The following is a 23,887-nucleotide window of genomic DNA, read 5'->3' as shown; positions in this document are numbered from 1 at the left end:
TTTAGTGTTCATAGTAGATTGTTATTGTATTTGGGGGGTGAGAAAAGAATGAATTTCGGAAGCAGTAACCAAAGGCGTAGCACCGCGATACGTGGCAACCAACGAGCCCATGGCGCAGGCAAACTGCACACTGTCGGCGGGGGATTGACCTTCTAACAGACAGGTGAGCAAGGCGGCCAAAAACGAATCACCACTACCGATGGTGTCTTGGACGTCGACCCGAAAACCTGCACTTTGGTAGAATTTTCCACCCGTCCATAGCATAGCTCCGTGCTCGCCTTTGGTTACGCAAATGGTTTGAATATCAAAGGTTTCAGCCAAAGTGATGATGGCGCTTTGCTCGTCGTCATTGGGCGCGTACCACGCTGCCAGCATGTCTAGTTCGTTGGCATTCATCTTGACCATATCGGCAGCGCGCAAGAGTTGTTCAAGCGTATTTTGGTCATAATGCGGAGCGCGCAGATTGACGTCAAAAACCTTGAAACGCGCTTTTTTGAGCAATCGAAAAAGCGTATCGGCCGACGCCGCACTGCGAGCGGCCAAGCTGCCGTACACAAATACATCGGCATTGGCGACGGTGGTTTCGAGGGCTTCATCGCATTGGATATAGTCCCAAGCCACGGGCTGGACAATCTTGTAGGTAACTTCGTTTTTGTCGCTGACGTTGGCCTTAACCACGCCCGTCAGGTGCGTTTCGCCTTGTTGAATCAAGTCGGTAGTTAGTCCTTTTTCTTTGAGAAAATCGAGGAGTTCCTTGCCTAATTCATCGTGGCCGATGCGGCTGATCATCTGAGGGTTATGGCCTAGATTTTTGAGGTGAACGGCCACGTTCATCGGCGCTCCACCAGGCTGTTTTCCCGTGGGCAACACATCCCAAAGCATTTCTCCAAAACAAATAATGTTGGTTTTCATATTGGTAGAAGGATTAAAGTCTTAGTGAGCAAAAACGGTAGGTTCGATTTTTTCGAGCGAAGAGCCCTTGGTTTCGGGCATGATTTTCCAGACAAAAAGCAGTTGGAGTAGCATCATGCCAGAGAAGAACAGAAACGTATTGCCGCCGCCCAAATAGGCCGCAATAGACGGGAAGCTGAAGGCTACAATGGCCGCCATAATCCAGTGCGTAAAACTCCCTAATGCCTGACCGTTGGCGCGTACTTCGTTGGGGAAGATTTCCGAAATAAACACCCAAATCACCGCTCCCTGAGAGAAGGCAAAAAAAGCGATGTACACAAAAAGCAAAACTGGAACGGTCATGCCGAAATCTTCTAAATAGAAGGCACGCGCTACCAAACCCAGCGTCACAATCAAACCTATTGAACCCACGAGCATCAACTTACGGCGACCGAAACGGTCAATGACATTCAGGGCCAACAGCGTGAAAACCAAATTGGTCAACCCAATACCCGCCGACGAAAGCAAGGCCGAATCTTTGCCCAAACCAGTCATTTCAAAAATGCGTGGTGCGTAGTAGATGATGGCGTTGATGCCCGAAAGTTGGTTGAAAAGAGCAAACAGCACCGCCAGCATCACAGGGGTTTTATACTTGCCCGAAAAAAGTTGGGGTTTGCGTTGAGTGGTATCGGCTTGGCTGTTGGAAATGCGCTCAAGCGTTTGGATAGCGGTTTCGGGGTCAATGATTTGAAGAATAGACAAGGCCTCGGCGGTTTTGCCTTTCTTTAAGACTAACCAACGCGGACTTTCGGGAATGTTGAGCACCGTAATGATAAACAACAACGCTGGAAATGCCTGCACGCCCAACATCCAACGCCATGCTTCCTGCGGAATATCTTGTAGAAAATAATTGGAAATGTAGGCAATCAGAATTCCGAAAACGACATTGAATTGAAACATCGCCACCATTTTGCCGCGCGAACGGGCCGGCGAAATTTCGGTGATGTACATCGGCGCCGCTACTGACGAAGCGCCTACGCCCAAACCGCCCAGAAAGCGGAACACCAAAAACAAACTCCAATCGTGGGCCAAGGCCGTGCCAAGCGCCGAGAGTAAATACGAAACGGCAATCCAGAACAACGTCTTTTTGCGCCCGAGGCGGTCGGCAGGAATGCCGCCAAAAAACGACCCCACCACGGTTCCGATTAAGGCGATAGAAACGGTCAGGCCGTGTTGGAAAGGAGTGAGTGACCAAAGCCGTTGGAGGGTTTGCTCTACACCCGAAATAACGGCCGTATCAAACCCGAAAAGAAAACCGCCCAATGCGGCAGTAATGGACCAAAAGAAGATGCTGTTCTGACGACTCATTCGTGTAAAAGATTTAAAGGAATGGGTCAAAAGTAGCAGGTCGTCAGTGCATCGGATTTTGGTATTCTTTCAAATACTTATAAATTTCGTACAATGTGTAAGCTGTTGTTTTTTAGGGCTTTATAATCGTTGATTGATAATTTTCTTTCAAAAATGTTACGGCTATTTTCAAAAATCGTACATGGCTTGGGAGCAATGGGTCAGGGGCGAAGCTGGCGGATGGAGCAGTAGGTTTGCCTCCGCACTCTAAAGAAAGTGATAAGAGGAGGTTGTTGGTGAAAAAACACCAACAACGGCGTTCACGACCGTGGCGTCGGTTACTCATAACCGAACGCTTGGGGTTCTCAAACCCCAACGCCTTTCCTAAATTCTGAAGGCGTTTGATGTTGTTTTTGGCGGAAGAGCGTGGTGAAATAGGCAGCGGAGTTGAAGCCCGTTTCGTAGGCTACATCGGCAATACTCTTGTTGGTGTCGCGCAGGAGCGCTTTGGCTTTGTTGATTCGGATTTCGGTAATGTAATCGTTGACGTTCATCTGCAACAGCGCGTGTACTTTGCGGTACAACTGCACCCGCGACATGCCCATGTCGGTGCTTAATTTTTCGACTCCAAATTCAGTATCGGCAATGTGCGCTTCAATGCGCGCCGTGAGTTCGTTGAGAAAACGTTTTTCGGTTTTGTTTTCGTTGGCAAATACGTATTCTGAACTAAACCGCCGCTGAATCTTGGCGCGGTTGTTGAGCATAGTTTTGATGGTTTCGGTCAGGTGCGTGGTGTTGAAGGGTTTGGTCAAATACACGTCGGCTCCCGCTTTTGAGCCTTCGATTTTGGCGTCGATTTGGCTTTTTGCGGTAAGCAGCAAAACGGGAATATGCGACGTTCGAAAATCTTCTTTGACGCGTTGGGTCAGCTCAAATCCATCCATGCCGGGCAACATTACGTCGCAAATAATCAGGTCTGGAATCATAGACAAAATTCCTTCCCAGCCGCGCTCGGCGGTGGTAAATGACTTGATAGAGACGATTTTAGCCAGTTTGTCTACTATATAATGACTCAAATCAATGTTGTCTTCAATCAATACAACGGTGGTTGTTTCGCCAGAAACCTCCGCGGTTAGCGTGGGGGGCACTACCTCGGTTTCTTCCAAAAAGGTAGGAGTTGGGCGTTCCGTTTTGTCCAAAAGCGCCTTTTCATCAGGCATCAAATGGGTGTCTCCTTTGGGTAACGAAATGGCGAATGTTGTCCCTTCGTTTTTGGTGGAAGTGACTTCAATTTCGCCGTGGTGTAAATGCACAAACTCCCGCGACAACGCCAAACCGAGTCCCGTGCCGAGGCTGTACTTTTTTTGTCCGCTAAAATACAAATCAAACGCACGCTCTTTTTCGGTTTCCGACATTCCTTCGCCGTTGTCTTTGATAATAATTTGCACGTTTTTGGCGGTTTCTTGCAATACTACGTGGATATAACCGCCCTTCGGCGTGTATTTGAAGGCGTTGGAAAGCAGATTGAACAATACTTTGTCGAGCTTTTCGGCGTCAAACCAAAGGGGAAGTAGCGTAGTAGAAGTGATAAATTGTAAATCAATTTTGGATTTGTGGGCTTTCTGCTGAAAATCCGTCACAATGTCCCGGAGAAATTGCACAATGTCCTGTTCAGATGCTAAAAGAAGTTGCTTGCCAGCGTCGGTTTTGCGGAGGTCGAGCATTTGGTCTACCAGTCGCAGCAACCGATGGGCGTTTTTTTGGATGTATAACAAACCCGATTTGAGGTCTTTTTGTGAAATAGCTTTTTGAATCAGTAAATCTTCTACGGGCGTAAGAATCAAACTCAGCGGCGTTCGAAACTCGTGGGAGATGTACGAATAAAAGCGAAGTTTCTCTTCCGTAGCCTGACGGGCTTTGTTGGAAACCTCCTCAATTTTGTCTTTTTGCTCGTTGATTTGTCGATTCTGGAGTTCTAATTTTTTATTGGACAACTGCTTGGCTCTCACCAAATACAGCGCCCAAATTCCCAGCAATACCGCCAACACCAGACACGTAATGATGACATACAGCGCATTCTTCTGACTGGCGTAGGTATCGTTCAACTGGCCGATTCGTTGGTTGAGCTTTTCGATGTCTTGTTGTTGGTGTAACAACTTGTCGCTCTGGGCTTTGATGGCTTTGATATTACTGCGGTCAATCCGAATGGAATTCAATAGATATTCGCGTTTGGCGGCTTTCCCAGCCAAGATTTGGGCGGCGACTTCGATGGCTTCCTCTCCGCCAGTAGGATACAAAAACGTGGCCGTGAGGGTACCATCCATGATTTTTTGTAAACCACTTTTGGGGCCAGGAAGTCCATCGATGCCCACAAAAAGCGGCAACGGACTGATGCCCGCTTCTTGACACACTCGTTGAACACTCAGCGCCATGACGTCGTTGTGCGCAAAAACCAAATCAGCTTCACGAAGTACGTCAAGATTTGCCAATGCTACTTTTCGGGCGGTATCTTGTTCCCATTGCCCATACAATTGGCCACTAATCTGAATCTTAGGCGCTTTGGCAATGCCTTCCAGCAACCCCTTGTGGCGTTCCTGCGCGGGTGAGGAGCTTGCAAGTCCCCATATTTCAACCACTTTACCGCCGTTTTTTAGGAGTGTAGGAACTGCCTCACCCACCATACGCCCAATTTCAAGGTTGTCGGCCCCGATGAAGGAATTGTAGGAGTCGGAGGTGATTTTGCGGTCGAGCAATACCACGGGAATGCCTTTTTGGAAAACTTCATCAATGGCAGCCGTTAAAACGGACGAGGTTTCGTTGGGGGAAATAATAAGTAAGTCAATGTCTTGCCGTACCAATTCCTTTATTTGGGCCAATTGGGTAGCCGTACTGTTGGCGGCGTCTTTGTACAGTAGTTGAAAATGAGGGTAAAGGGCCAGTTCGCGTTTCATGTCGTTGAGCATGACCCGCCGCCACTCATCGCCGCCTGTGCATTGCGAAAAACCAATGGTATAGGTTTTCTTTTCAGTGGGCGTTTGACAGCCCCAACCTATCCATATCAAAAGAAGTAATAGCCGTAGTCGCATGGTTTTTTTGCCTTCGGGACGAAAATACCTAAAATAGTCAAAAGCATCATTGTTCTGGTATTTTCCAAAGAAAAAATTAGCTAGATTTCAATAACCCATTTTCTATTAATCACCTTTTTGTAGTCTTTCAACTCTTCAAAAACATTTGAGGGGGACATTCACTCCGCTACTTAGAATGTTTATTTTAGCTTTTTAAGCAAGGTTTTCCCAAAAGTATAAACGATTTTGGGGCCATTCGGAGTTAATAACCAGAATCACCTGTATGCCCATGCCTAAATCGTCGTTTTATATTTTTTGTCTTTTACTGTTTGTGCTTGTAGGTTCGGCTCAGGCGCAGATAGAGTCCATAAGTCTCCGTGGATTGATAACTTTGAAAAACCCCTCTTCTTATAAAATCTATCGTGTTACTGACGCTGGAAAGCAAGGCGATTGGAAGTACGATGCTACTGATAATGAGTCTATTGCCAACGGTGGTACGGTGCTGGAAAGTGCCAGTCGGGCCATTAAAGGCCGATATAAGCGGATATTTGAGTATGAAGACGGTGTAAATATTGACTGGTTTCTTGACAATCCCTCAGTTCCCATCAATGAGGGTTTGTTGTGGGCCTTAGCAGCTTGCGACCGCGTCAATTTTGCGGCCAAAACCTACACGATTGCTCCAATTGTTATTACGCCTAAGCAACTCGTCAATCCTAGAAGGTTACGTTTCTACTTCCAAAATACCGTTTTAAAAGCCCAAAATGGACTTAACAAAATCAAAGTGCTTCATTTGGAAGATATTCAGGAGTTGACGTTAGGAGGTTCGTTAACCCTTGATGGAAATACTTCTAATCTTAAAATCGCTAATCCGATAAACGAAGGCGGAGAGGCGTTTCTGCAAATCACAGCCCCCGCCAATAACCCCAAATCGCGATTAACAATGGGGTCGATTACGTTTAGAAATATCCCAATGTGTGCAATAAATATTTTTACCCGCGACCAAGAACGTGACAGCGGTTATGACCGAATACGGGTCAAAGCTTTTCGGGAAATCAACGGGTTTAATTGCCTGAATCTACAAAAAGATGATTTTGCGGTGTGGGGTGTCAACGTGCGGGGCGCCCACCGGGCCGTTATCATTGATTCTTTGTATGCGCAACAGGACAAAGAAGTGTGGGGGGATGCGCCCATCGAGAAGCCTTTTTATACGTTTACGTTTGAAAACCAAGTAGACCCTACCGTTCATAAACGCAAGGATAGTTTGTACATTAAACACCTGTATGCCAAGTATTCCTGCGCTATTGTGCTGTACACGCAGGCCATCAACAACGTACGCATCGACAACTATGTGATGGAAGACGTACTACGAAAGCCAGGCGTAGCCGATGCCGCGGCCTACCCCAATATGCTGAAAAAAAATCTTTCTTGGGTCGGCTCTAAGCATACTTGGACCTCCTATCGAAGTCCGAAAAGTAGTTTTCGTATCAAAAAAATGTTGGTCAAAAATACCAATTCGGCGTTTATGAGTGAGTCGGTGATGAACGAAATGACGGTGTTGTGGCTCAATAAAGCCATTACGGGAGCGGTATTTGACGAGGTAGAAACCGACGTTCGGCTAAAGCTTTATGGCGACGGGTATTATTTTAACTATCCCGATGTGCCCGACGGGCGGCACCGTATCGGTACATTTGTGTGCCGAATCCCCGCCAAGAAGAATTATGTGCAACCTTTGGGTTCGGATTTAACCATCGACAGGCTACATTTGGCCAAAGGCACAGGGGTGACGTTTGCGATGGGAAACTGCAAAATCGGGTCCATCACGCAGGAGGTGGGCACGCAGGCGACGTTTGAAAGTCGCGAGAATAAGTTTAAAAATGATACTCCACTTTACAACGGCTTCATTGTAGAGTCCTGCAAAGCGACCGATATTCTTTGGAAATTTAACTGGTATATTCCACAAGAAAATTTTGCGGATGTGAATAAAGTATCGACGGGAGAGCGCTACGAGTTTAAGAACTTTTCGGGTAATAATTTCTTACAAACGCACACCTCCGTCGGCTTGCCCGACGGCCGTTCCATCTATGTGACGGCCTTTCGTTACGACGAAGATTCCAAACTACGGGCTTCGGTTCAGCAATTTCTGAATTTTGTGGAATTCAACTGGACCAATGTTGAAATGAAATTGAAGGATTCGTCGGCCAGTGATTTGACCCAACGGTATGTGCCAATGCAGTCTAGCGCGGAGGGGTTGTTGAAAACTGCGCGTAAGTCCCTCCCCAAAACGGGTTGGAAAAAAGGCTGGCAACCGAGCTCGTTTGTCAAATGTACCATCCAGCGTTGAGAAGATTTTATAAAAAAACAGGCGGTTGAAGATTTTGCTTCAACCGCCCTGCTTTTTTATATCGTTAAATTTTCAGCATTTACTGGCTTAGAATAACAAGCTCAGTCCACCGCCGACACTCAGTAAGCCGATAGGGTGCACTTCGCTGATTTTTTCGTCGCCTTTGTCTTTTCCAATGGTTAAGGTACTGGTAATGTCGTTGAAAGACGCTTTGGTGCTCACATAGTCGGCATGGACGGCAAGGGCAAAATTGCGCGTGATTTTGCAACGAACGCTCGCGCCGCTTCCTACCGAAAACGAGCCGTTGCGGCTCTGGGCAGTTTTAATAGTCAGCGGAACGTCAAAAAATGTTCCTTTCAGCTCGGTGAAGGGACGCTGAATCCACGAATAGCCCCCCGTAACGCGTGCGTCAAACATCCAAATTCCTGCTTTGAAGGTCATGTAAGGCCCTGCCAAAAAATGCGAACAGTTCCACGTGCCGCCCGAAGACGCCCATGTGCCGCCTGGATGGCTTTTTTGTATACTTTCAACGAGTTTGAGTGTGCTTGTTTGGTTAAGGCAGTTGGTAAAAGACCCCATAATTCCTATCCGCCGCGTAAGGCGGTACCCCGCCGATACTTGCATGGACGAGCCTCGCAAAGCGCTGATTTCCGAAGATGCGTTGGGATCTGCTTTCATCAGAGATTTGACGGGAATGCTGGTACCGCCCGAAAAATTCACAAAACCTCGGTGGTCAATGTGCGATAAAATAAAACTTTGTTGGGCAAAACTCATGCCCGTTACGAGTAACCCGATGACAAGAGTGTATATTTTCTTCATAACAACTTATGGGATTAAGGTTTGTATAAAAGGCTAGTAACAACATTCGTGCCAAACTTTTAATGTGCTGATTTACAGGGAAATTGTCGACTGATTTCTTTGAACAGAAAATGTTTTACGATATTCGCAACTTGAAATTTTCAGAATGAATGTATTGGATGAAACCATAGCGCGGATTGCGGCCTTGCAGTCGAGAGGAGAGGGGTATTTTGACGAAGGATTATTTCCAGCGCAGCGCACTAATCGCCTAATTGGATACCAACGCCCCGATACGACGGTGTTTTTTACGGCGGTGATTGTGTTTACGTTGCAAAAACTGAAACCGTTTCTTTCGGCCCAAAGTCAACGATTGGTGGATGAAATTGCGCAAAAGGGCGTTCAGAATTACCCAAAATTTCAGAATAAAGACGGGCTCAAAACCTACAATTTCTGGAAAACAACGCCTTCCAAACATTTTCCGAACGGCCATTTGTTTCGGCATTTTGAGCATTTTCGAATTCCTGATGATACCGACGACACGGCCATGATTTATCTCACTTCGGCGCCCACGCGGGAGGAGGTGCTTTGGCTTAAAGAAAAATTGAGTTTACACGCCAACGGTACAAAGCAATTCATTCAAAATACTTATCCCGAATACCGGCTACTGAAAGGGTATTCAACGTGGTTTGGTAAAAACATGTACATCGAGTTTGACGCCTGTGTTTTGGCTAATGTTTTGTATTGTATTTATGAATATAATTTGCCTATTAATCAGCATGATACAGACAGTTTGAAATATATCCGGTCGGTGATTGAAACCAACCGTTATTTGAATCAGCCCTTCAGATGTGCGCACCAGTATCCGCGTACGGTGCCGATTATTTACCACGTTGCGCGTTTGATGGGGGCATTTGTGATTTTCGAGTTAGAGCCTATTCGCGAAAAACTAATTGCTGATACTCAGTGTCTTCTGCAAAAACCGCTGTCGATATTAGACGAAATTTGCCTAAAGACGTCATTGATGAGGTTGGGCGTAAAAGGAGTGCCCGAAGCCCGGCTTCCCGTTTCGAACGCTGATTTTGAGGGTTTTTATTTCTTCATTGCGGGTTTGTTGACGGCTTACGAAAATCCGTTGTTGTACCGTCTGGCCATCTCTCCGTGGTTTCAGATGCGCTGGGAATGTGAAGCCCATTGTTGGACATTGGTGGCCGAACACTTGGCTTTGCGGCAAATTGGCTGAGATGTTTTCTCAGTTTTCTTCAAAATCTTTTAGGAATATTTAAATAAAAGCAGGAATAAAAAGGCGTTTTTGCCTTTTATACTTGATTGCCAAGGGCAATTGATTCCAGCAATCACCATGACGTTCATTGTTCCTAACTTTATTTCAGAATGAAACCTTTTCATTTTTTTCTCTCGGTAGCCCTGTGCAGTATAGGATGGTTCGCTTTTAAGCCCCAAGCCCCCAACATAGTGAAAGCTCCGCCCAAAAAAACGGAGCTGCGATTGGTGCAGGATGAAAAAGCTGGGACTATTTCAGTGTTTCGACTCAACGGAAAAGAACCCATTTTGACCCAAAATGCCAAGGCAGATTTTCGTCCTTATCTGCACCCCATCATGGCCCCCGATGGCAAGGGTGTTCTGACCGAGTATAGTCCGGGGCACCACAAACACCAAACGGGTATTTATTGGGGCTATACGCGCGTGAACGGGCGTGATTATTTTCACCATCCTGAGGGGGATTATTGGCGGCGGGTTTCGGCCAAAGTAATCAGAAGCAAGGGCCCAGAAGTAAAGTGGGAAACGGTGTACGATTTGCTCGACGAAAAGGGCAACGCGGTACTGACCGAAACCCAAACTTGGACCATGACGGAGAAAGATGGGAAATATATTCTTAATCTTGAATGGGCGGGTGAAGCCCAAACCGATGTAACGATTGGGAAATACGACTACGGCGGGTTGTTTGTGAGAATGCCGTGGAAACAGGGAATCAAAGGCGAAGTGATAAACGCCGCTCGTCAAAAAAATGAGAAAGCTGAAGGGCAACGCGCCACTTGGGTTGATATTGGAATGCAGGTAGAAGGTCGCAGTGACTTGGCGCATATTGCCATTTTTGACCATCCTGAAAACAAAGGCTTTCCGCAATATTGGCGGGTAGACGGCCAATTGGGGGCTGGACCTGCCCGGGCTCGTACGGGAGACTGGCAAATTAAAAAGGGAAAAGTGGAGGTCATAAAGCATCAATTGGTGATTTATACGGGCGAGTTCAACGATGTTAAATTGTCGGGCACTTGGAGTGAATTTAGTGGGCAGGATATGGCCTACGCCCTCTGGGGAGTAGCGCAGCAGGAAGGCCGCGATGCCAAGTTTCTGTCGCCCGAAGAAGCCATTGCCAACATGACCCTTAAAGAAGGTTTTAAAGTAAATACGTGGGCATCTGAGCCGATGATGACGCAGCCGATGGCTTTTTGCTGGGATGACCGAGGTCGCCTGTGGGTGGCCGAAAACCGTGACTATGAATCGCGCGGGCATGGATTTTCCAATGCGGGCAACAGCCGAATTCTCATTCTGGAAGATACCAATCATGATGGAGTAGCCGATACCAAAAAGGTGTTTTTGGAAGGAATTGCTTTTCCCGCCGCCATGGCCGTTGGCTTTGACGGACTGTATCTAGGGGCTCCGCCAAACCTCCTTTTTGTGCCCGACCGCAACCACGACGACGTGGCGGATATGGATAATATTGAAGTGCGGCTTACGGGCTGGGGTATCCGCGACCGCCACGAAACGCTCAACAGTTTACATTGGGGCCCCGATGGTTGGTTGTATGGCTGCCAAGGATTTGCGACGCCTTCAAAAGTGCGAAAACCCGAAGGCAAAGGCCGTATTTACAAGCATAAAGACCCATTTCCCGAAGATATTTTGCAGGGAGAAGGCGTAGATATCAACGGTGGTGTGTGGCGCTATCATCCAACAAAAGATAAATTTGAAGTGGTGGCGCATGGTTTTAGCAATCCTTGGGGAATTGATTATGATGCTAAAGGACAGTTGTTTATCAGCGCCTGTGTGATTCCGCACATGTGGCATGTCATTCTGGGTGGAATTTATCACCGGCAGGGTGGACAACATTTTAATCCGTATATCTACAGCGATATTCGCACGATTGCCGACCACAGTCACCGCTCGGCGCATGGCGGTGCGCGGGTGTATCAATCGGATGCGTTTCCTGAGGAGCATAAGGGTCGAATTTTCATGGCCAACATCCACGAGCACGCCGTTTTGTCGGATGTTTTGGAGAAAAAAGGCTCGGGTTTTGTGGCCAAACACGGCGATGAATTGCTCATGGCCAACAACGCCCAATGGGTAGGGTTTAGCATGGAAGTAGGCCCCGACGGGGGGCTGTACGTACTCGACTGGCACGATGCCGACATCTGCGGCAAAGAAGTCATAAACGGAGAAACGGGTCGTATTTTTAGAATTATGCCCAAAGAATCATTGGCTAAAAACTGGGATGGGCGCTTTGGTGATTTGACTAAACTGTCAGATAAACAATTGGTTGAGCTGCAAACAAGCCCTAGCGACTGGCATTCAAGAAGGGCCAGGGTGATTCTTCAATCTCGGGCTACCAAAGGAAGTTTAGACAAAAGTGCCTTGGCTGATTTACAAACTATTTTTCAGACAAATGCGAATCCCGATTACCGACTTCGGGCGCTGTGGGCGTTGCATATTACGGGAAGTATCACGGCGGCAGAGTTACAGAAGTCCTTGACCGACCGAGATGAATACATTCGCGCTTGGGCAATTCAACTGTTATGCGAAGACAAAACACCTTCGACCGAAGCCTTAGCCGCGTTTGTAAAAATGGCGAAAGAAGACGCGTCGCCTGTGGTACGGCTTTATTTGACCTCAGCTATGCAGCGGATTGATACTGAATCAGGGTGGAAAATTGTAGAGCAGTTGGCCAAACACGGCGAAGACAACGAAGACCACAACCTGCCCAAGATGATATGGTTTGGCCTGGAGCCATTGGTCAAAACCAATCCCAATCGCGCCCTTGAATTGGCGTCACAAACGCAGATTTCACTGATTGCCAAATACGTGGCGCGTCGGTTGATAGATGCCAATGCCCCCGAAACGGTCATTGCGATGGTGGGCAAATCACCTAAAAATCAGGTAAGTATTCTGGAAGGTATGCGGGATGGATTGGAAGGGCGATTTGACTTAAAAGCACCTGCGAATTGGGCCGCCGTATACGCTAAGCTGCGCCAAGAAAAAGGCGAAGTAGCAAATCTTGCCACCCAAATAGCCCAACGTTTTGGGGATACTGAGGCTACTCAAAAATCCATGATTACGCTCAAAAATAAGAATGCGCCCTTACTCCTGCGCCAACAGGCACTGCAAGCCATTGCAGCCCGTAAACGAGAGGAGCTGGTAAATGAAATTCCCAACTTGTTGAATGAACCTAAATTGCGGATGGATGTGATTAGGGCTATTGCCGATTATGACAAGGAGCCGTTGGCTAAATTGTTGATTTCTAAATATAAAGACCTTAGTGCTGTCGAAAAACAACAGGCCATACAGACCCTTTCATCCCGTCCTAAATATGGTTGGCAATTAACGCAGGCCCTTAAAAATCAGACGATTCCTAAACGTGATGTGCCGCCTTATGCCGCTCGACAATTGTTGCGGGTAGTGGGGAGTGGATTTATTGAAGTGTGGGGGCCCATTGAACAGGAGCCGTCGTTGGAAAAATCGTATTCAAAATACCAACGAATGATTACCGATAAAGCCGTTGCCACGGCCAATGCGGTTAAGGGTGAAGTGGTTTTTCAACGTACCTGCGGAAGTTGTCATAAAATGTACGGCAAAGGTGGAAACATTGGCCCCGACTTGACGGGGTCTAACCGTGCCAATCTGGATTATTTGTTGTTCAACGTGCTGAATCCCAGTGGCGAAATCCAAGAAGATTATAAGTTGGTGGTGGTGACCACCCGCGATGGACGCACGTACTCTGGCAATGTTATTTCAGAAAATGAGCGACAGTTGACTATGCGTGTGGTCGGCCAAGATGCGGTGGTAGTCAACAAATCGTCGATTCAGTCGCGGGAGGTGATGCCCACGTCGCTGATGCCCGTGGGATTGTTTGACGCACTGGCCGAACAGGAAGTACTGGATTTGGTAAAATACATGCGAACCATGAGCGGCAACAAACAGGCACAGAAATAAACAAAACGCCCCAAAAACGGCCTTGGCACAAAAAGACCAATCTCCTTCGTACCTTTGTGTTTTATAAATAGCAAAGCGCATGAAGTTTGAAGAGTATCACATTGCCCCCGAAATCAAGAAAAGTTTAGTGAATCTGGGGTTCAAACGCCCCACCGACATTCAGTTTAAAGCGATTCCTTCCATTCTGAAAGGGGAAGATGTGTTGGCTATTGCCCAAACGGGTACGGGAAAAACGGCCGCGTTTGCCATACCCATCATTCATTTGCTCAACGAGCGCAAACGCAACAATCGCCGCCCCGACGGCGTCAAATGCGTTGTGATGGTGCCTACGCACGAGTTGGCTTTGCAAATCACCGAAGTGTTTAACCGCCTTGGCCATTTTACGTTAGTAGAAACCTTGGGCTTATTTGGAGGCGTGGCGCAGGACCCCCAGATAGCCAAATTGAACAAGGGTGTTGATGTGGTGGTGGCAACTCCTGGGCGCTTGTTTGACTTGGTCAGTCAGGGCCACCTCAAGCTGGATCGGGTTGAGGTGCTGATTCTCGACGAAGCCGACCACATGCTGGATTTGGGTTTTATCAAAGACATTCGCGATTTGCTTCGTCACCTACCGCGTCGGCGGCAGACCTTGTTTTTTTCGGCTACCATTGACGATAAAATCAAGAAATTAGCCTATTCGCTCATCAACAGCGGGGCCATTCGTATTCAGATTTCTCCCAAAGACCCCGTGGCCAAAAATATTGAACATTTTGTGGCTTATGTGGAAATGGACGATAAACGCTTCTTTCTCGAACGCATCATCAATGAGCATCCCGAAAGTAAAATCATGGTTTTTGTTCGGACCAAAGTGCGTGCCGAGCGGGTATTTAAGGCGTTGGAGCGCATGGAAATCAAGAGCCTGACGCTGCACGGAGATAAAGACCAAAAAGACCGATTGGCGGCACTTAATGATTTTAAAAGCGGAAAAACCAAAGTGCTGATAGCCACCGACATCAGTGCCCGTGGTATTGATATTACGGGAGTAGATTATGTCATTAATTATGACTTACCCGAACAAGCCGAAAACTACGTCCACCGGGTAGGGCGCACTGGGCGTGGTACGCTCAAGGGTCATGCTGTTTCGTTTTGCAGCCCGGAAGAAAAACCCATTTTGGATGAAATTGAGACTTATCTCGATAAGCCCATCGATGTACTCCAAATCAGCAAAGCCGAATACGACAGCATGATTGATTTTACGAATGATAATTCTGGAAACTTGCAGGTGCTTTTGCGCGAAATAGAGGAATTGGAAGAAGGGCGGAAAAAGAAAAAACGCAAAAAGAAATAGAAGCTACGCAAAGACTTTTTTTAATAAGTATAGAATTAAGGGCCTCTGAGTGAATGGTTTTGTCATTCTCTGAGGCTTTTTGTTTTTTGTCGCTTTTTTAAAAATTAGTTTACGATTTTTTTAATCCTGTATGGGTTGTTCGTCGAGTTTTGTTCTAAATTGCGGTTCCAAAAGTCAATTTTTTATTAAAAAATCCATATTAATTATTTTTTTTATTCATCAATGAAGTACATCCGTGCGTTGTTGAGTCTGCTGGTAGCTGGTGGACTGACGTACCTGCTCAATCAACCATTAGGTCCTGCTCCCGCTTTAGGGCCTTTTTTTAGTCCTTTTACTGGGTTTTGGCAAAATGACGAAGCGCCCCAAAAAGCATCCTCTTCTGAATTAAAACTACAAGGGCTAAAGGGCGAGGTGATTGTAAAATACGACGACAACGGTGTACCCCATATTTTTGCCGACAACGACGAGGATTTATTTTTTGCCCAAGGATACATCATTGCGCGTGACCGCCTGTGGCAAATGGATTTTTATACCCGCGTTACTTCTGGTCGATTGAGTGAAGTAATGGGGCCTTTAGCGCTTGACTTTGACCGTTATAATCGCCGTCTTCAATTACCAGAAGGAGCCGCAAAACTCGCCGAAGTATTCATGAAAGACCCTGAGTCAAAACTGGTTGCGGAGTCGTATTCGGCGGGAATAAATGCGTATATCGAGCAGGTTGAATACAAAGATTTAGCGATTGAGTTCAAGATTTTGGGGTATAGCCCCGAAGCATGGTCGCCGTTAAAAACGGCCTTGGTGGAGATGCTAATGCGCAAAGACATGAACGCCCGCTCCGATGATTATCGTATGTCAAATACATTGGCTGCGCACGGAAAAGAAGTCGTCAAAGATTTGTTCCCCAATTATCCTATCGAAGAATCACCCATCATTCCTAAAGGGACTAAGTGGGATTTTACGCCTGTGGCCGTGCCCAAAGTACCCGAAATGTTGAAAGCAAGCGTAGCCGCCCGGCTAGACATAGAATCAGAGAACCCCGGTATTGGGTCCAACAACTGGGCTGTGCATGGTTCGCGCACTGCAACTGGATTGCCCTTGCTTTCCAATGACCCGCACTTGGGTCTATCCCTTCCTTCTATCTGGTACCAGATGCAGCTCGTGTCGCCCACCGTCAATGTCTATGGTGTGTGTGTGCCTGGCTGGCCGGGTATAGGGATTGGTTTTAATAAAGACATTGCCTGGGGAATGACCAATGTGGGCTCCGATGTGTTTGATTTTTACCAAATTCAGTTCAAAGACAAAACGCAGAAAGAATACCAACACGACGGGCAATGGCGACCAGTGACCATGAAAGTCAATGAATTTAGGGTGAAAGGGGAGGCAAAAGCCGTGCAAGATACAGTTCGGTATACCCATCACGGGCCGATTCTTTACAGTGACGGACAAACGCCGTTTATGGGAGATTTGCCCGTGGGTCATGCCCTCACGTGGATTGGGCCCGTGGCGGTGGGGAATTCGTTGAAAGCGTTGTACATGATTAATCGCGCCAAAAACTACGATGATTACCGGGCTATTTTGCCTTATTTGGCTTCACCAGCGTTCAACGTTGTGTTTGCAAGCAATCAAAATGACGTGGCGATTACCTCGGCGGGACATTTGCCGCTTAAGTGGAAAGAGCAGGGCAAGTTTGTGTTGGATGGGGCTAATCCTGCACACGACTGGCGTGATTGGATTCCCGTGGAGCAAAATCCATACGTCAAAAATCCAGCGCGTGGGTACGTAAGTTCGGCCAATCAATTTCCTGCTGACCCTTCTTATCCCTATTATTTGGGGTGGAAATTTGCGCCGGGTGAGCGAGGAATTCGGATAAATGAGCGTCTGGAAAAAATGACCCAAGCCACCATCGACAGTCTGCGCCTGCTCCAAAACGATAATTTTAACGTAGAAGCTCGCCGGGTTTTGCCCGATTTGCTCAAAATATTGGAAAAAGATTCAAGCTCAAAAGCCAATCCTGCGTATCAGATTTTGGCGAACTGGAACCTAAGAAACGACCCCGAAGAGCTAGGGCCGACGATTTTTGAGCGTTGGGTCAAAGAACTGCGTTTGGCAATATGGGATGATGATTTTCCGTCAACTGATAAAAAAGCTCCCATGATGCTTCCCACCCGTGACCGCACGTGGGCCTTGCTTCAAAAGCAACCAAATTCGAAATGGTTTGATGATAAAAGAACTCCTAAAAAGACTGAAACGGCCGCCGATATTGTTCGCACGACCTTTGCGGCTACGATAGATTCGCTCATTGACAAACACGGACGTATCAATGAAGAATCTTGGGCGTGGGGGAAGGCAAAAGGCACTGATATTAAACATCTTGTGCCACTTTTTAAGTCTTTCTCACGGATGGATGTCATCAACGGTGGCGGTGCAAACATAGTCAATGCCACGACCGAGGGAGGTCATGGACCGTCGTGGCGGATGGTGGTGCAATTGGACAAAACGTGGCCTAAAGCCATCGGACTGTATCCGGGAGGTCAGTCTGGAAACCCAGGAAGCCGTTTGTATGACAATATGATTGACCGCTGGGCCAAGGGAGAGCTGAATGAACTGGTTTATTTGAAGTCAAAAGAAGAGAATCATCCTAAGATTATTTCGACCCTAAAATTGAGTAAATGAACGGTTTAATACCATAGATATTGTTGTTAAATTAGATAGTTGGTCATATTTTGTTAAAATCCGCTGAAAACTAGGGAATTATGCTATTAAAATAAGTATAAACTAACTATTTTTGCGTAATTCCTAAGTACTTCATAGATTACAGTACGTTTTCATTCTCCTAAACTCAAAGTTATGCTTTACGTTCTTATCATTCTATTCAGTGCCATTGCGCAATATTTTGGCCCTTGGTGGTTGATGCCTATCGTGTGTTTTGTGTTATGCTTGTGGAAAGCAGATGCTGCCTTAAAAGCTTTTGGAGTTGCTTTTTTTGCAGCGGCAACGTTATGGTTAGGTTACGCTTCTTATCAACATTTTGTCAATGAAGGACTCATTGGTCAAAAAGTAGCCGACATTTTTAAAATTCCCAATGTGCTGGTTCTGGTAGTGATTACAACGCTGATTGGCGGAATCGTATCAGGTTTTGCGGGTATGGCAGGTTACTACTGCCGTCGAGCGCTGGCATAACGGTTAGTACCTAAAAAAGCCCTGCTAATTGTTTTTGGCAGGGCTTTTTTATTGGTTTAGAAGGGTGTCAAACGTTTCTTTCCATCCACCCGAGGATGTAGTTAAACACTTCCAACTTACTGGGTTCATTATGAATTTCGTGGTACATTCCATCCCATTTTTTATAGGTAATTGGACCGCTTACTCGATGCGCAAATGCCTCACTTGCAGGCTGTGAGGTAAGTTTATCTTCTGCGCCGTGCATTAGTAATGTTGGAACCGGCATGGTATCCGAATAACTGTTGAGAAAAGCGGCCGCTTCCAAAATGCCAATACTGGCCGATGCCGTAATAAAACCATGCACCAACGGGTCATTTTTGTACGCTTCAACTACTGCTGTATCTTTTGAAATATGCTCCTGAGCCAAGCCACTCTCTTGACTGAAGCTGGGAAAAACCGAGCGCATTAGTTTGCCCAACGTAATCAAAATGGGTTTAGGCTCAAACGCTAATTGTATCCACGGCCCACTGACAATCAGGCCTTTCAGGGCTGGCTTGCGGCGTAATACATAGTTTAGTACCAAATTCCCGCCCATCGAATGTCCGTAAAGAAACAATGGTGCGGAAGAGTTTTCATAGGTGACAAACTCCAGAAAGGTCTCAATGTCATTTAAATACGCGTCGTATTTGGGGGCGTGCCCGCGTTTACCTTCCGATTTTCCATGACCTCGGTTATCAAGGGCGTAAACAGAATACCCATTTTTGTTGAAAAATTCGGCCACGTGCGCATACCTGCCGCTGTGTTCTCCAAAACCGTGGACGAGCGCAATGATGCCCTTAGGGGTTTCGATGGGCCATGACTGTGTAAACAGCGTAAGCCCATCTTTTGCAATGAGGTTTTGGGTAATTTCTGACATGGTTTAGGTTTTTGGATGAAAGATAAACAAAAACCCAAAACAGCCGCTCCAAACGGGTAAGAAAAACCCACTTTCTGCCTTTATGAAAGGTAGTTTAATGTGCAGATTAAAATGGCAATAAAACCAAAATGGATATTTACGGGAGTGGTCGCAGTGATATTGCTGAGCTCATTTTCGTTTTTAGGAATGTTTGAACATCGGGTGGATTTCAACGACGAAGTGAAACCCATTTTGAACAAGCATTGCATGGCGTGCCATGGAGGTGTCAAAAAGGCGGGAGGAGTAAGTTTTCTGTTCGAACAAGATATGTACCAACCCGCTAAATCGGGCAAACCACCCGTGGTGGCGGGTGATGCCGATGATAGTGAAATGATGCGGCGTATCTTATTGCCAGAAGGCCACGAAGATAAAATGCCCAAAGACGGTCCGCCGTTGACGGAAGAAGACGTGGAGGTACTCACAAAGTGGATTGACCAAGGTGCTCAATGGGGAAACCACTGGGCTTACAACCGCACCGAGCGCCCAGATGTACCCAAGATTGGTAGTTTTTTGGCGCGAATCGGCTTAACTGACGACGAAGAAACCCGTTGGGCCAAAAATGAAATTGACCATTTTGTTCTTGAAAAACTACGAGAGCAAGGCCTTAAACCTGCGCCCGAAGCCGACCGTGCCACGCTCATTAGGCGAGTAAGTCTCGATTTGACGGGGCTCCCACCTACGGATGCGCAGGTACAACAATTTCTTCGTGATACATCGCCCAAAGCCTACGAAACGCTCGTCGATTCGCTGTTGGCTTCGTCGGCTTACGGAGAACGTTGGGCGGGTACATGGTTGGATTTGGCGCGCTATGCCGACACCAAAGGCTACGAGCGCGACCCCGGGCGCAGCATCTGGCGCTACCGCGATTGGCTTATCAAAGCCTACAACGAAGACAAACCCTACGACCGATTTGTGACGGAACAGTTGGCGGGGGATTTGTTGCCCAACGCGACGGACGATAACCTCATTGCAACGGGATTTCACCGCAACACCATGACCAACGATGAAGGCGGTACGCAGGACGAAGAGTTTCGCGTAGCGGCGGTCATCGACCGGGTCAATACCACCTGGGATGTTTTTCAGGGAACGACTTTCAGTTGTGTGCAATGCCATAGCCACCCTTACGACCCGTTCAGGCACGAAGAATATTACAAATACATGGCGTTTTTCAATAATTCTCGTGATGAAGACGTCACCAGCGAAACGCCCACCCTGCGTTTTTATAAGAGCGAAGACTCGCTTAGGATTGCGAAAGTTGAAAGCTGGATTCAACAAAATGCCCCCAAAAATGGGACGAAAGCAATGAATCTTGCTGAGTTTCGGCAGTTTGTACGCATCATGGAGCCTAAAGTTAACTCTCACGATTTTGACCAACATGTTAATGCGTCGTTGCTAGATGCCAAATATTTTGGTATTCAAGACAACGGTTCGGCGCGTTGGCAAAATGTGACGTTGACGGGCAAACGTCGCCTTTTGATAGCCATTGGGACCAACGCCGAAAATGCGTTGTTAGAACTTCATCAGGATAGTTTGCGCGGCAAAATAGTAGCATCGTTGGCGGTTCCCAAGACGGGAGGCGCAGGGCGAGATACCGTTGTGATTTTGCCAGTATTGCCTGATGCTGGAAAAAGAACGCTTTACTGGACGCTCAAAAGCCCCAAAACACCCAAAGAATGGGTGCAGATTAAATGGGCGACGTTTCAGCAGGCGTTACCGGGAAGTGACCAGCCCGCATTTGCCGAAATTGAAAAAGAATACGCCCAAATCCTGACGGGTAATGTCGAAAACACACCTATTATGTACGATGGTCACGGGGACTTGGCGCGCCAAACCCACGTCTTTATTCGCGGAAATTGGACCGTAAAAGGGGCTAAAGTTCAGCCTGATGTACCGGATATTTTTAAAGTAAAAGGCGCAGAAAACGATCAACTGCGACAAAAATCGCCCAATCGTTTGGGTTTGGCCCAATGGATGACCTCGCGCAACCACCCACTGACAGCCCGCGTGGCCGTAAATCGTTTGTGGGAACAATTGTTCGGAACGGGTATTGTAGAAACGGTAGAAGACTTTGGTTCTCAGGGGATTGCCCCCACGCATCAAGCATTGCTTGATTGGCTTTCGGTAGAGCTTATGGAAACGCAACAGTGGAGCATTAAGAAGGCGTTGAAAAAAATCGTGCTGTCGGCTACCTATCGTCAAAGCTCGGCGGTGACACCCGAAAAGTTGGAAAAAGACCCCTACAATAAATGGCTGTCGCGCGGGGCGCGGGTCCGCCTGACGGCCGAGCAGGTGCGCGATCAAATGCTGGCCGTAAGTGGATTATTGTCCCGAAAAATGTACGGAAAAAGCGTAATGCCTTTGCAGCCCGATAATATCTGGCTGTCGCCCTACGATGGGGCCAAGTGGCAACTCAGCGCGGGTGAAGATCGCTACCGCCGTGCGTTGTATATTTATTGGAAACGCACCGCACCTTATCCTTCTATGGTGACTTTCGACGCGCCGAGTCGGGAGTTTTGTCAAGTGCGACGCTTACGGACCAACACGCCTTTGCAGGCCTTAGTAACGCTCAATGACCCCGTGTATCTGGAAGTGGCGCATTGTTTTTCCGAAACGATTGCGGCGCAATATTCGCAGCCTCAGCAGCAGATTCGGGAGGCTTATCGCCGCCTGACGTACCGTACTATTTCGACCAAACGCTTACAAGTGCTGATGAAGTTGTATCAAAAATCACTGGCCGAATACCGCAAGAATCCCGAAGGTGCAAAGAAACTACTAGCCAACGAACCCAATGCTAGACCAGAACTCGCCGCCCTGACCGTAACCACCAACGCCATGCTCAATTTGGATGAAGTAGTGACGAAAGAATAGACGATTAGCGCTCTTACTTCATGTTTCCTGCTTCTTAGTTTCAGTCCTCAAAGTATTCTTTGTAAATTTTTAGTATACTTGGAAGATAAACGATTCCGAAAACAGATGAAAATAAACTTCTATGGTGCAGCACGCCGTGTAACGGGCACTAAGCACTTGATTACGACCGAACAGGGAACGAAAATCTTGCTTGATTGTGGACTTTTTCAGGGTATCAATACCCAAGATCTCAACCAAAACCTTGGGTTTAGCGCCAAAGATATTGATTTTGTTATTCTTTCTCACGCCCACATTGATCACGCGGGTTTATTGCCTCGTTTGGTCCGTCAGGGATACCGTGGGCCTATTTACTGTACCCCACCGACGGCCGACTTGTGTAATATTATGCTGCTCGACAGTGCGTTTATTCAACAAAAAGACCTCGAACGCATCAACGAGCGTCGCCGCCGTAAAGGGGATGCTGTACTGGAGTTACTGTACGACGAAAACGATGTGCGCCAAACGCTTGAGTTATTTGTGACGGTCGGATACCACGAAGATTTTTGGCTGAACCGTGATGAAGTAAAAGTTAGATTTACCGATACGGGTCACATCTTAGGCAGTGCGGCGGTACATTTGACCATTAAAGATCAAGGTGTTGAAAAGCAAGTAACTTTTTCGGGCGATGTGGGCCGTCCGAATGATAAAATTTTGCGCAGCCCTGAGCCCTTTCCACAGGCACAGGTGATTATTTGTGAATCTACCTACGGCAACCGGGTCCATGAGCCCGAGCCCGACATGAAAGCGCATTTGCTGCGCATTGTGCGCGATACCTGCGTGACGCGCGGGGGCAAGCTTATCATTCCTGCTTTTGCCGTTGACCGTACGCAGGAGCTAATTTATGCGCTTGACCAACTTGAAAATGAAGGATTACTGCCACGCCTCAAAGTGTTTATTGATAGTCCGTTGGCCATAAAAGCGACCTCTATCATGCGAAAGCACGACGAATATTTTAACCCCGATATTGTAGAATACATCGAAAAGGACGGCGACGCATTCAATTTTCCTAATTTATACTACATATCGGATGTCGAACAATCTAAAGCTATAAACAACCTCAAAGAGCCTTGCGTGATTATTTCAGCCTCGGGTATGGCCGAAGCGGGGCGTATCAAGCACCACATTAAAAATAATATTCTTGACCCCGACAGCACTATTTTACTGGTAGGTTATTGCTCGCCTGATAGCCTCGGGGCCGCGCTCAAACGTGGCCAACCAGAAGTGAAAATATTTGGAGAAACTTTCCAAGTACGGGCACGAGTGGAGGTAATGGATTCATTCTCAGCCCATGCTGACTATACCGAGCTCATTCAGTTCTTGAAATGCCAAGACCCCACGCGGGTGAAAACGGTGTTTTTGGTTCATGGCGAATACGAAAATCAAGTAGTATTCAAGGAACGACTCGAAGCCGAAGGATTCCGAAATGTTGAAATTCCCGCGCAGGGCGAAGGTTTCTTTCTTTAAATAACCGCATCGGCGGCCGCTTGCGTCTACCAAGCCTTATACTGGGCAGATGCAAAGGCCTGCCCCTACGATTGTAGATTTTACTAAAAAACACTCTCTGAAAGTTGCGAAAATGAGGAAGTAGCGCTTACTTTGCAACATCAAAACAACCGGCGAAGTGGTGGAATTGGTAGACACGCACGTTTCAGGTGCGTGTGCCTCACGGCATGCGAGTTCGAGTCTCGCCTTCGTCACGAGAAACTCTGCATTTGCAGAGTTTTTTTGTTTTTAGACAAAGTGCTAGCTAGTTCGGATCAAAACCAAAAGTTGTGGAGTAACTTAGATTAAGCATATATCTGAGTTAGCCGATACAGGAAGAATTCTACGTTTCTTACCCCTCTGAACTGACTTCTGAACGCTTTGATTTTGGCGTT

Annotated in this window: 13 protein-coding genes and 1 tRNA gene; 9 read left to right on the top strand and 5 right to left on the bottom strand. The window is 47.1% G+C overall.

Annotated elements, in window-relative coordinates:
* Positions 1-21: 21 nt before the first annotated feature.
* From NCI00_RS13510 to NCI00_RS13500, 3 genes are all read right to left on the bottom strand, one after another.
* Positions 22-912, bottom strand: coding sequence for a carbohydrate kinase family protein (locus tag NCI00_RS13510; protein WP_253528393.1), 891 nt, complete (start codon positions 910-912; stop codon positions 22-24).
* 21 nt (positions 913-933) lie between these two features.
* Positions 934-2,259 (bottom strand): sugar porter family MFS transporter, encoded by a 1,326-nt coding sequence (locus NCI00_RS13505; RefSeq protein WP_253528391.1) that lies wholly within the window; start codon positions 2,257-2,259, stop codon positions 934-936.
* A gap of 344 nt (positions 2,260-2,603) precedes the next feature.
* Complete coding sequence (locus tag NCI00_RS13500; protein ID WP_253528389.1) at positions 2,604-5,324, bottom strand: substrate-binding domain-containing protein; 2,721 nt, start codon at positions 5,322-5,324, stop codon at positions 2,604-2,606.
* Between the two features lie 262 nt (positions 5,325-5,586).
* Between NCI00_RS13500 and NCI00_RS13495 the strand changes: the two genes are divergently transcribed.
* Positions 5,587-7,644 carry a hypothetical protein gene (locus NCI00_RS13495; protein ID WP_253528387.1) on the top strand — a complete coding sequence of 686 codons (2,058 nt, stop codon included), beginning with the start codon at positions 5,587-5,589 and terminating at the stop codon, positions 7,642-7,644.
* A gap of 87 nt (positions 7,645-7,731) precedes the next feature.
* On the opposite strand, the gene NCI00_RS13490 is transcribed toward NCI00_RS13495, so the two are convergent.
* Entirely contained in the window at positions 7,732-8,463 is a 732-nt protein-coding gene (locus tag NCI00_RS13490; protein WP_253528385.1) for a hypothetical protein, read from the bottom strand.
* Positions 8,464-8,608: 145 nt separating this feature from the next.
* Between NCI00_RS13490 and NCI00_RS13485 the strand changes: the two genes are divergently transcribed.
* The 5 genes from NCI00_RS13485 to NCI00_RS13465 all read left to right on the top strand — a co-directional run bounded on the left by NCI00_RS13485 (position 8,609) and on the right by NCI00_RS13465 (position 18,169).
* Complete coding sequence (locus NCI00_RS13485; RefSeq protein ID WP_253528383.1) at positions 8,609-9,682, top strand: hypothetical protein; 1,074 nt, start codon at positions 8,609-8,611, stop codon at positions 9,680-9,682.
* A gap of 149 nt (positions 9,683-9,831) precedes the next feature.
* Entirely contained in the window at positions 9,832-13,662 is a 3,831-nt protein-coding gene (locus NCI00_RS13480; RefSeq protein ID WP_253528380.1) for a PVC-type heme-binding CxxCH protein, read from the top strand.
* A gap of 79 nt (positions 13,663-13,741) precedes the next feature.
* Positions 13,742-14,989, top strand: coding sequence for a DEAD/DEAH box helicase (locus NCI00_RS13475; RefSeq protein ID WP_166556690.1), 1,248 nt, complete (start codon positions 13,742-13,744; stop codon positions 14,987-14,989).
* 222 nt (positions 14,990-15,211) lie between these two features.
* Positions 15,212-17,662, top strand: coding sequence for a penicillin acylase family protein (locus NCI00_RS13470; RefSeq protein WP_253528377.1), 2,451 nt, complete (start codon positions 15,212-15,214; stop codon positions 17,660-17,662).
* Between the two features lie 174 nt (positions 17,663-17,836).
* Positions 17,837-18,169 (top strand): hypothetical protein, encoded by a 333-nt coding sequence (locus NCI00_RS13465; protein ID WP_166556692.1) that lies wholly within the window; start codon positions 17,837-17,839, stop codon positions 18,167-18,169.
* 67 nt (positions 18,170-18,236) lie between these two features.
* On the opposite strand, the gene NCI00_RS13460 is transcribed toward NCI00_RS13465, so the two are convergent.
* Entirely contained in the window at positions 18,237-19,064 is an 828-nt protein-coding gene (locus NCI00_RS13460) for an alpha/beta hydrolase (RefSeq protein WP_253528374.1), read from the bottom strand.
* Positions 19,065-19,181: 117 nt separating this feature from the next.
* Here NCI00_RS13460 and NCI00_RS13455 point away from each other — a divergent pair, with 117 nt between their 5' ends.
* The 3 genes from NCI00_RS13455 (at position 19,182) to NCI00_RS13445 (ending at position 23,707) form a co-directional block, all read left to right on the top strand.
* The gene (locus NCI00_RS13455) at positions 19,182-21,971 is read left to right on the top strand and encodes a DUF1553 domain-containing protein (protein ID WP_374758841.1); all 2,790 of its coding nucleotides are present in this window, start codon (positions 19,182-19,184) and stop codon (positions 21,969-21,971) included.
* A 105-nt stretch (positions 21,972-22,076) separates the two neighbouring features.
* Positions 22,077-23,474: an MBL fold metallo-hydrolase RNA specificity domain-containing protein gene (locus tag NCI00_RS13450; protein WP_253528368.1), complete on the top strand. Its 1,398-nt coding sequence runs from the start codon at positions 22,077-22,079 to the stop codon at positions 23,472-23,474.
* Between the two features lie 151 nt (positions 23,475-23,625).
* A tRNA-Leu gene (locus tag NCI00_RS13445) sits at positions 23,626-23,707 on the top strand.
* Positions 23,708-23,887: the final 180 nt, after the last annotated feature.

Origin of the sequence: Runella salmonicolor (assembly GCF_024158025.1) — a bacterium.
In the GTDB taxonomy this organism is placed as follows: Bacteria; Bacteroidota; Bacteroidia; order Cytophagales; family Spirosomataceae; genus Runella; species Runella salmonicolor.
Note: the sequence above shows the minus strand (reverse complement) of the source record. Positions and strands in the feature narration are given on the sequence as shown.

Excerpts from the sequence above, each read along its gene's own strand:
- NCI00_RS13465 (WP_166556692.1), top strand. The coding sequence starts at position 17,837 with ATGCTTTACGTTCTTATCATTCTATTCAGTGCCATTGCGCAATATTTT.
- NCI00_RS13460 (WP_253528374.1), bottom strand. The coding sequence starts at position 19,064 with ATGTCAGAAATTACCCAAAACCTCATTGCAAAAGATGGGCTTACGCTG.
- NCI00_RS13490 (WP_253528385.1), bottom strand. The coding sequence starts at position 8,463 with ATGAAGAAAATATACACTCTTGTCATCGGGTTACTCGTAACGGGCATG.
- NCI00_RS13495 (WP_253528387.1), top strand. The coding sequence starts at position 5,587 with ATGCCCATGCCTAAATCGTCGTTTTATATTTTTTGTCTTTTACTGTTT.
- NCI00_RS13480 (WP_253528380.1), top strand. The coding sequence starts at position 9,832 with ATGAAACCTTTTCATTTTTTTCTCTCGGTAGCCCTGTGCAGTATAGGA.
- NCI00_RS13505 (WP_253528391.1), bottom strand. The coding sequence starts at position 2,259 with ATGAGTCGTCAGAACAGCATCTTCTTTTGGTCCATTACTGCCGCATTG.
- NCI00_RS13485 (WP_253528383.1), top strand. The coding sequence starts at position 8,609 with ATGAATGTATTGGATGAAACCATAGCGCGGATTGCGGCCTTGCAGTCG.
- NCI00_RS13470 (WP_253528377.1), top strand. The coding sequence starts at position 15,212 with ATGAAGTACATCCGTGCGTTGTTGAGTCTGCTGGTAGCTGGTGGACTG.
- NCI00_RS13450 (WP_253528368.1), top strand. The coding sequence starts at position 22,077 with ATGAAAATAAACTTCTATGGTGCAGCACGCCGTGTAACGGGCACTAAG.
- NCI00_RS13500 (WP_253528389.1), bottom strand. The coding sequence starts at position 5,324 with ATGCGACTACGGCTATTACTTCTTTTGATATGGATAGGTTGGGGCTGT.
- NCI00_RS13510 (WP_253528393.1), bottom strand. The coding sequence starts at position 912 with ATGAAAACCAACATTATTTGTTTTGGAGAAATGCTTTGGGATGTGTTG.
- NCI00_RS13475 (WP_166556690.1), top strand. The coding sequence starts at position 13,742 with ATGAAGTTTGAAGAGTATCACATTGCCCCCGAAATCAAGAAAAGTTTA.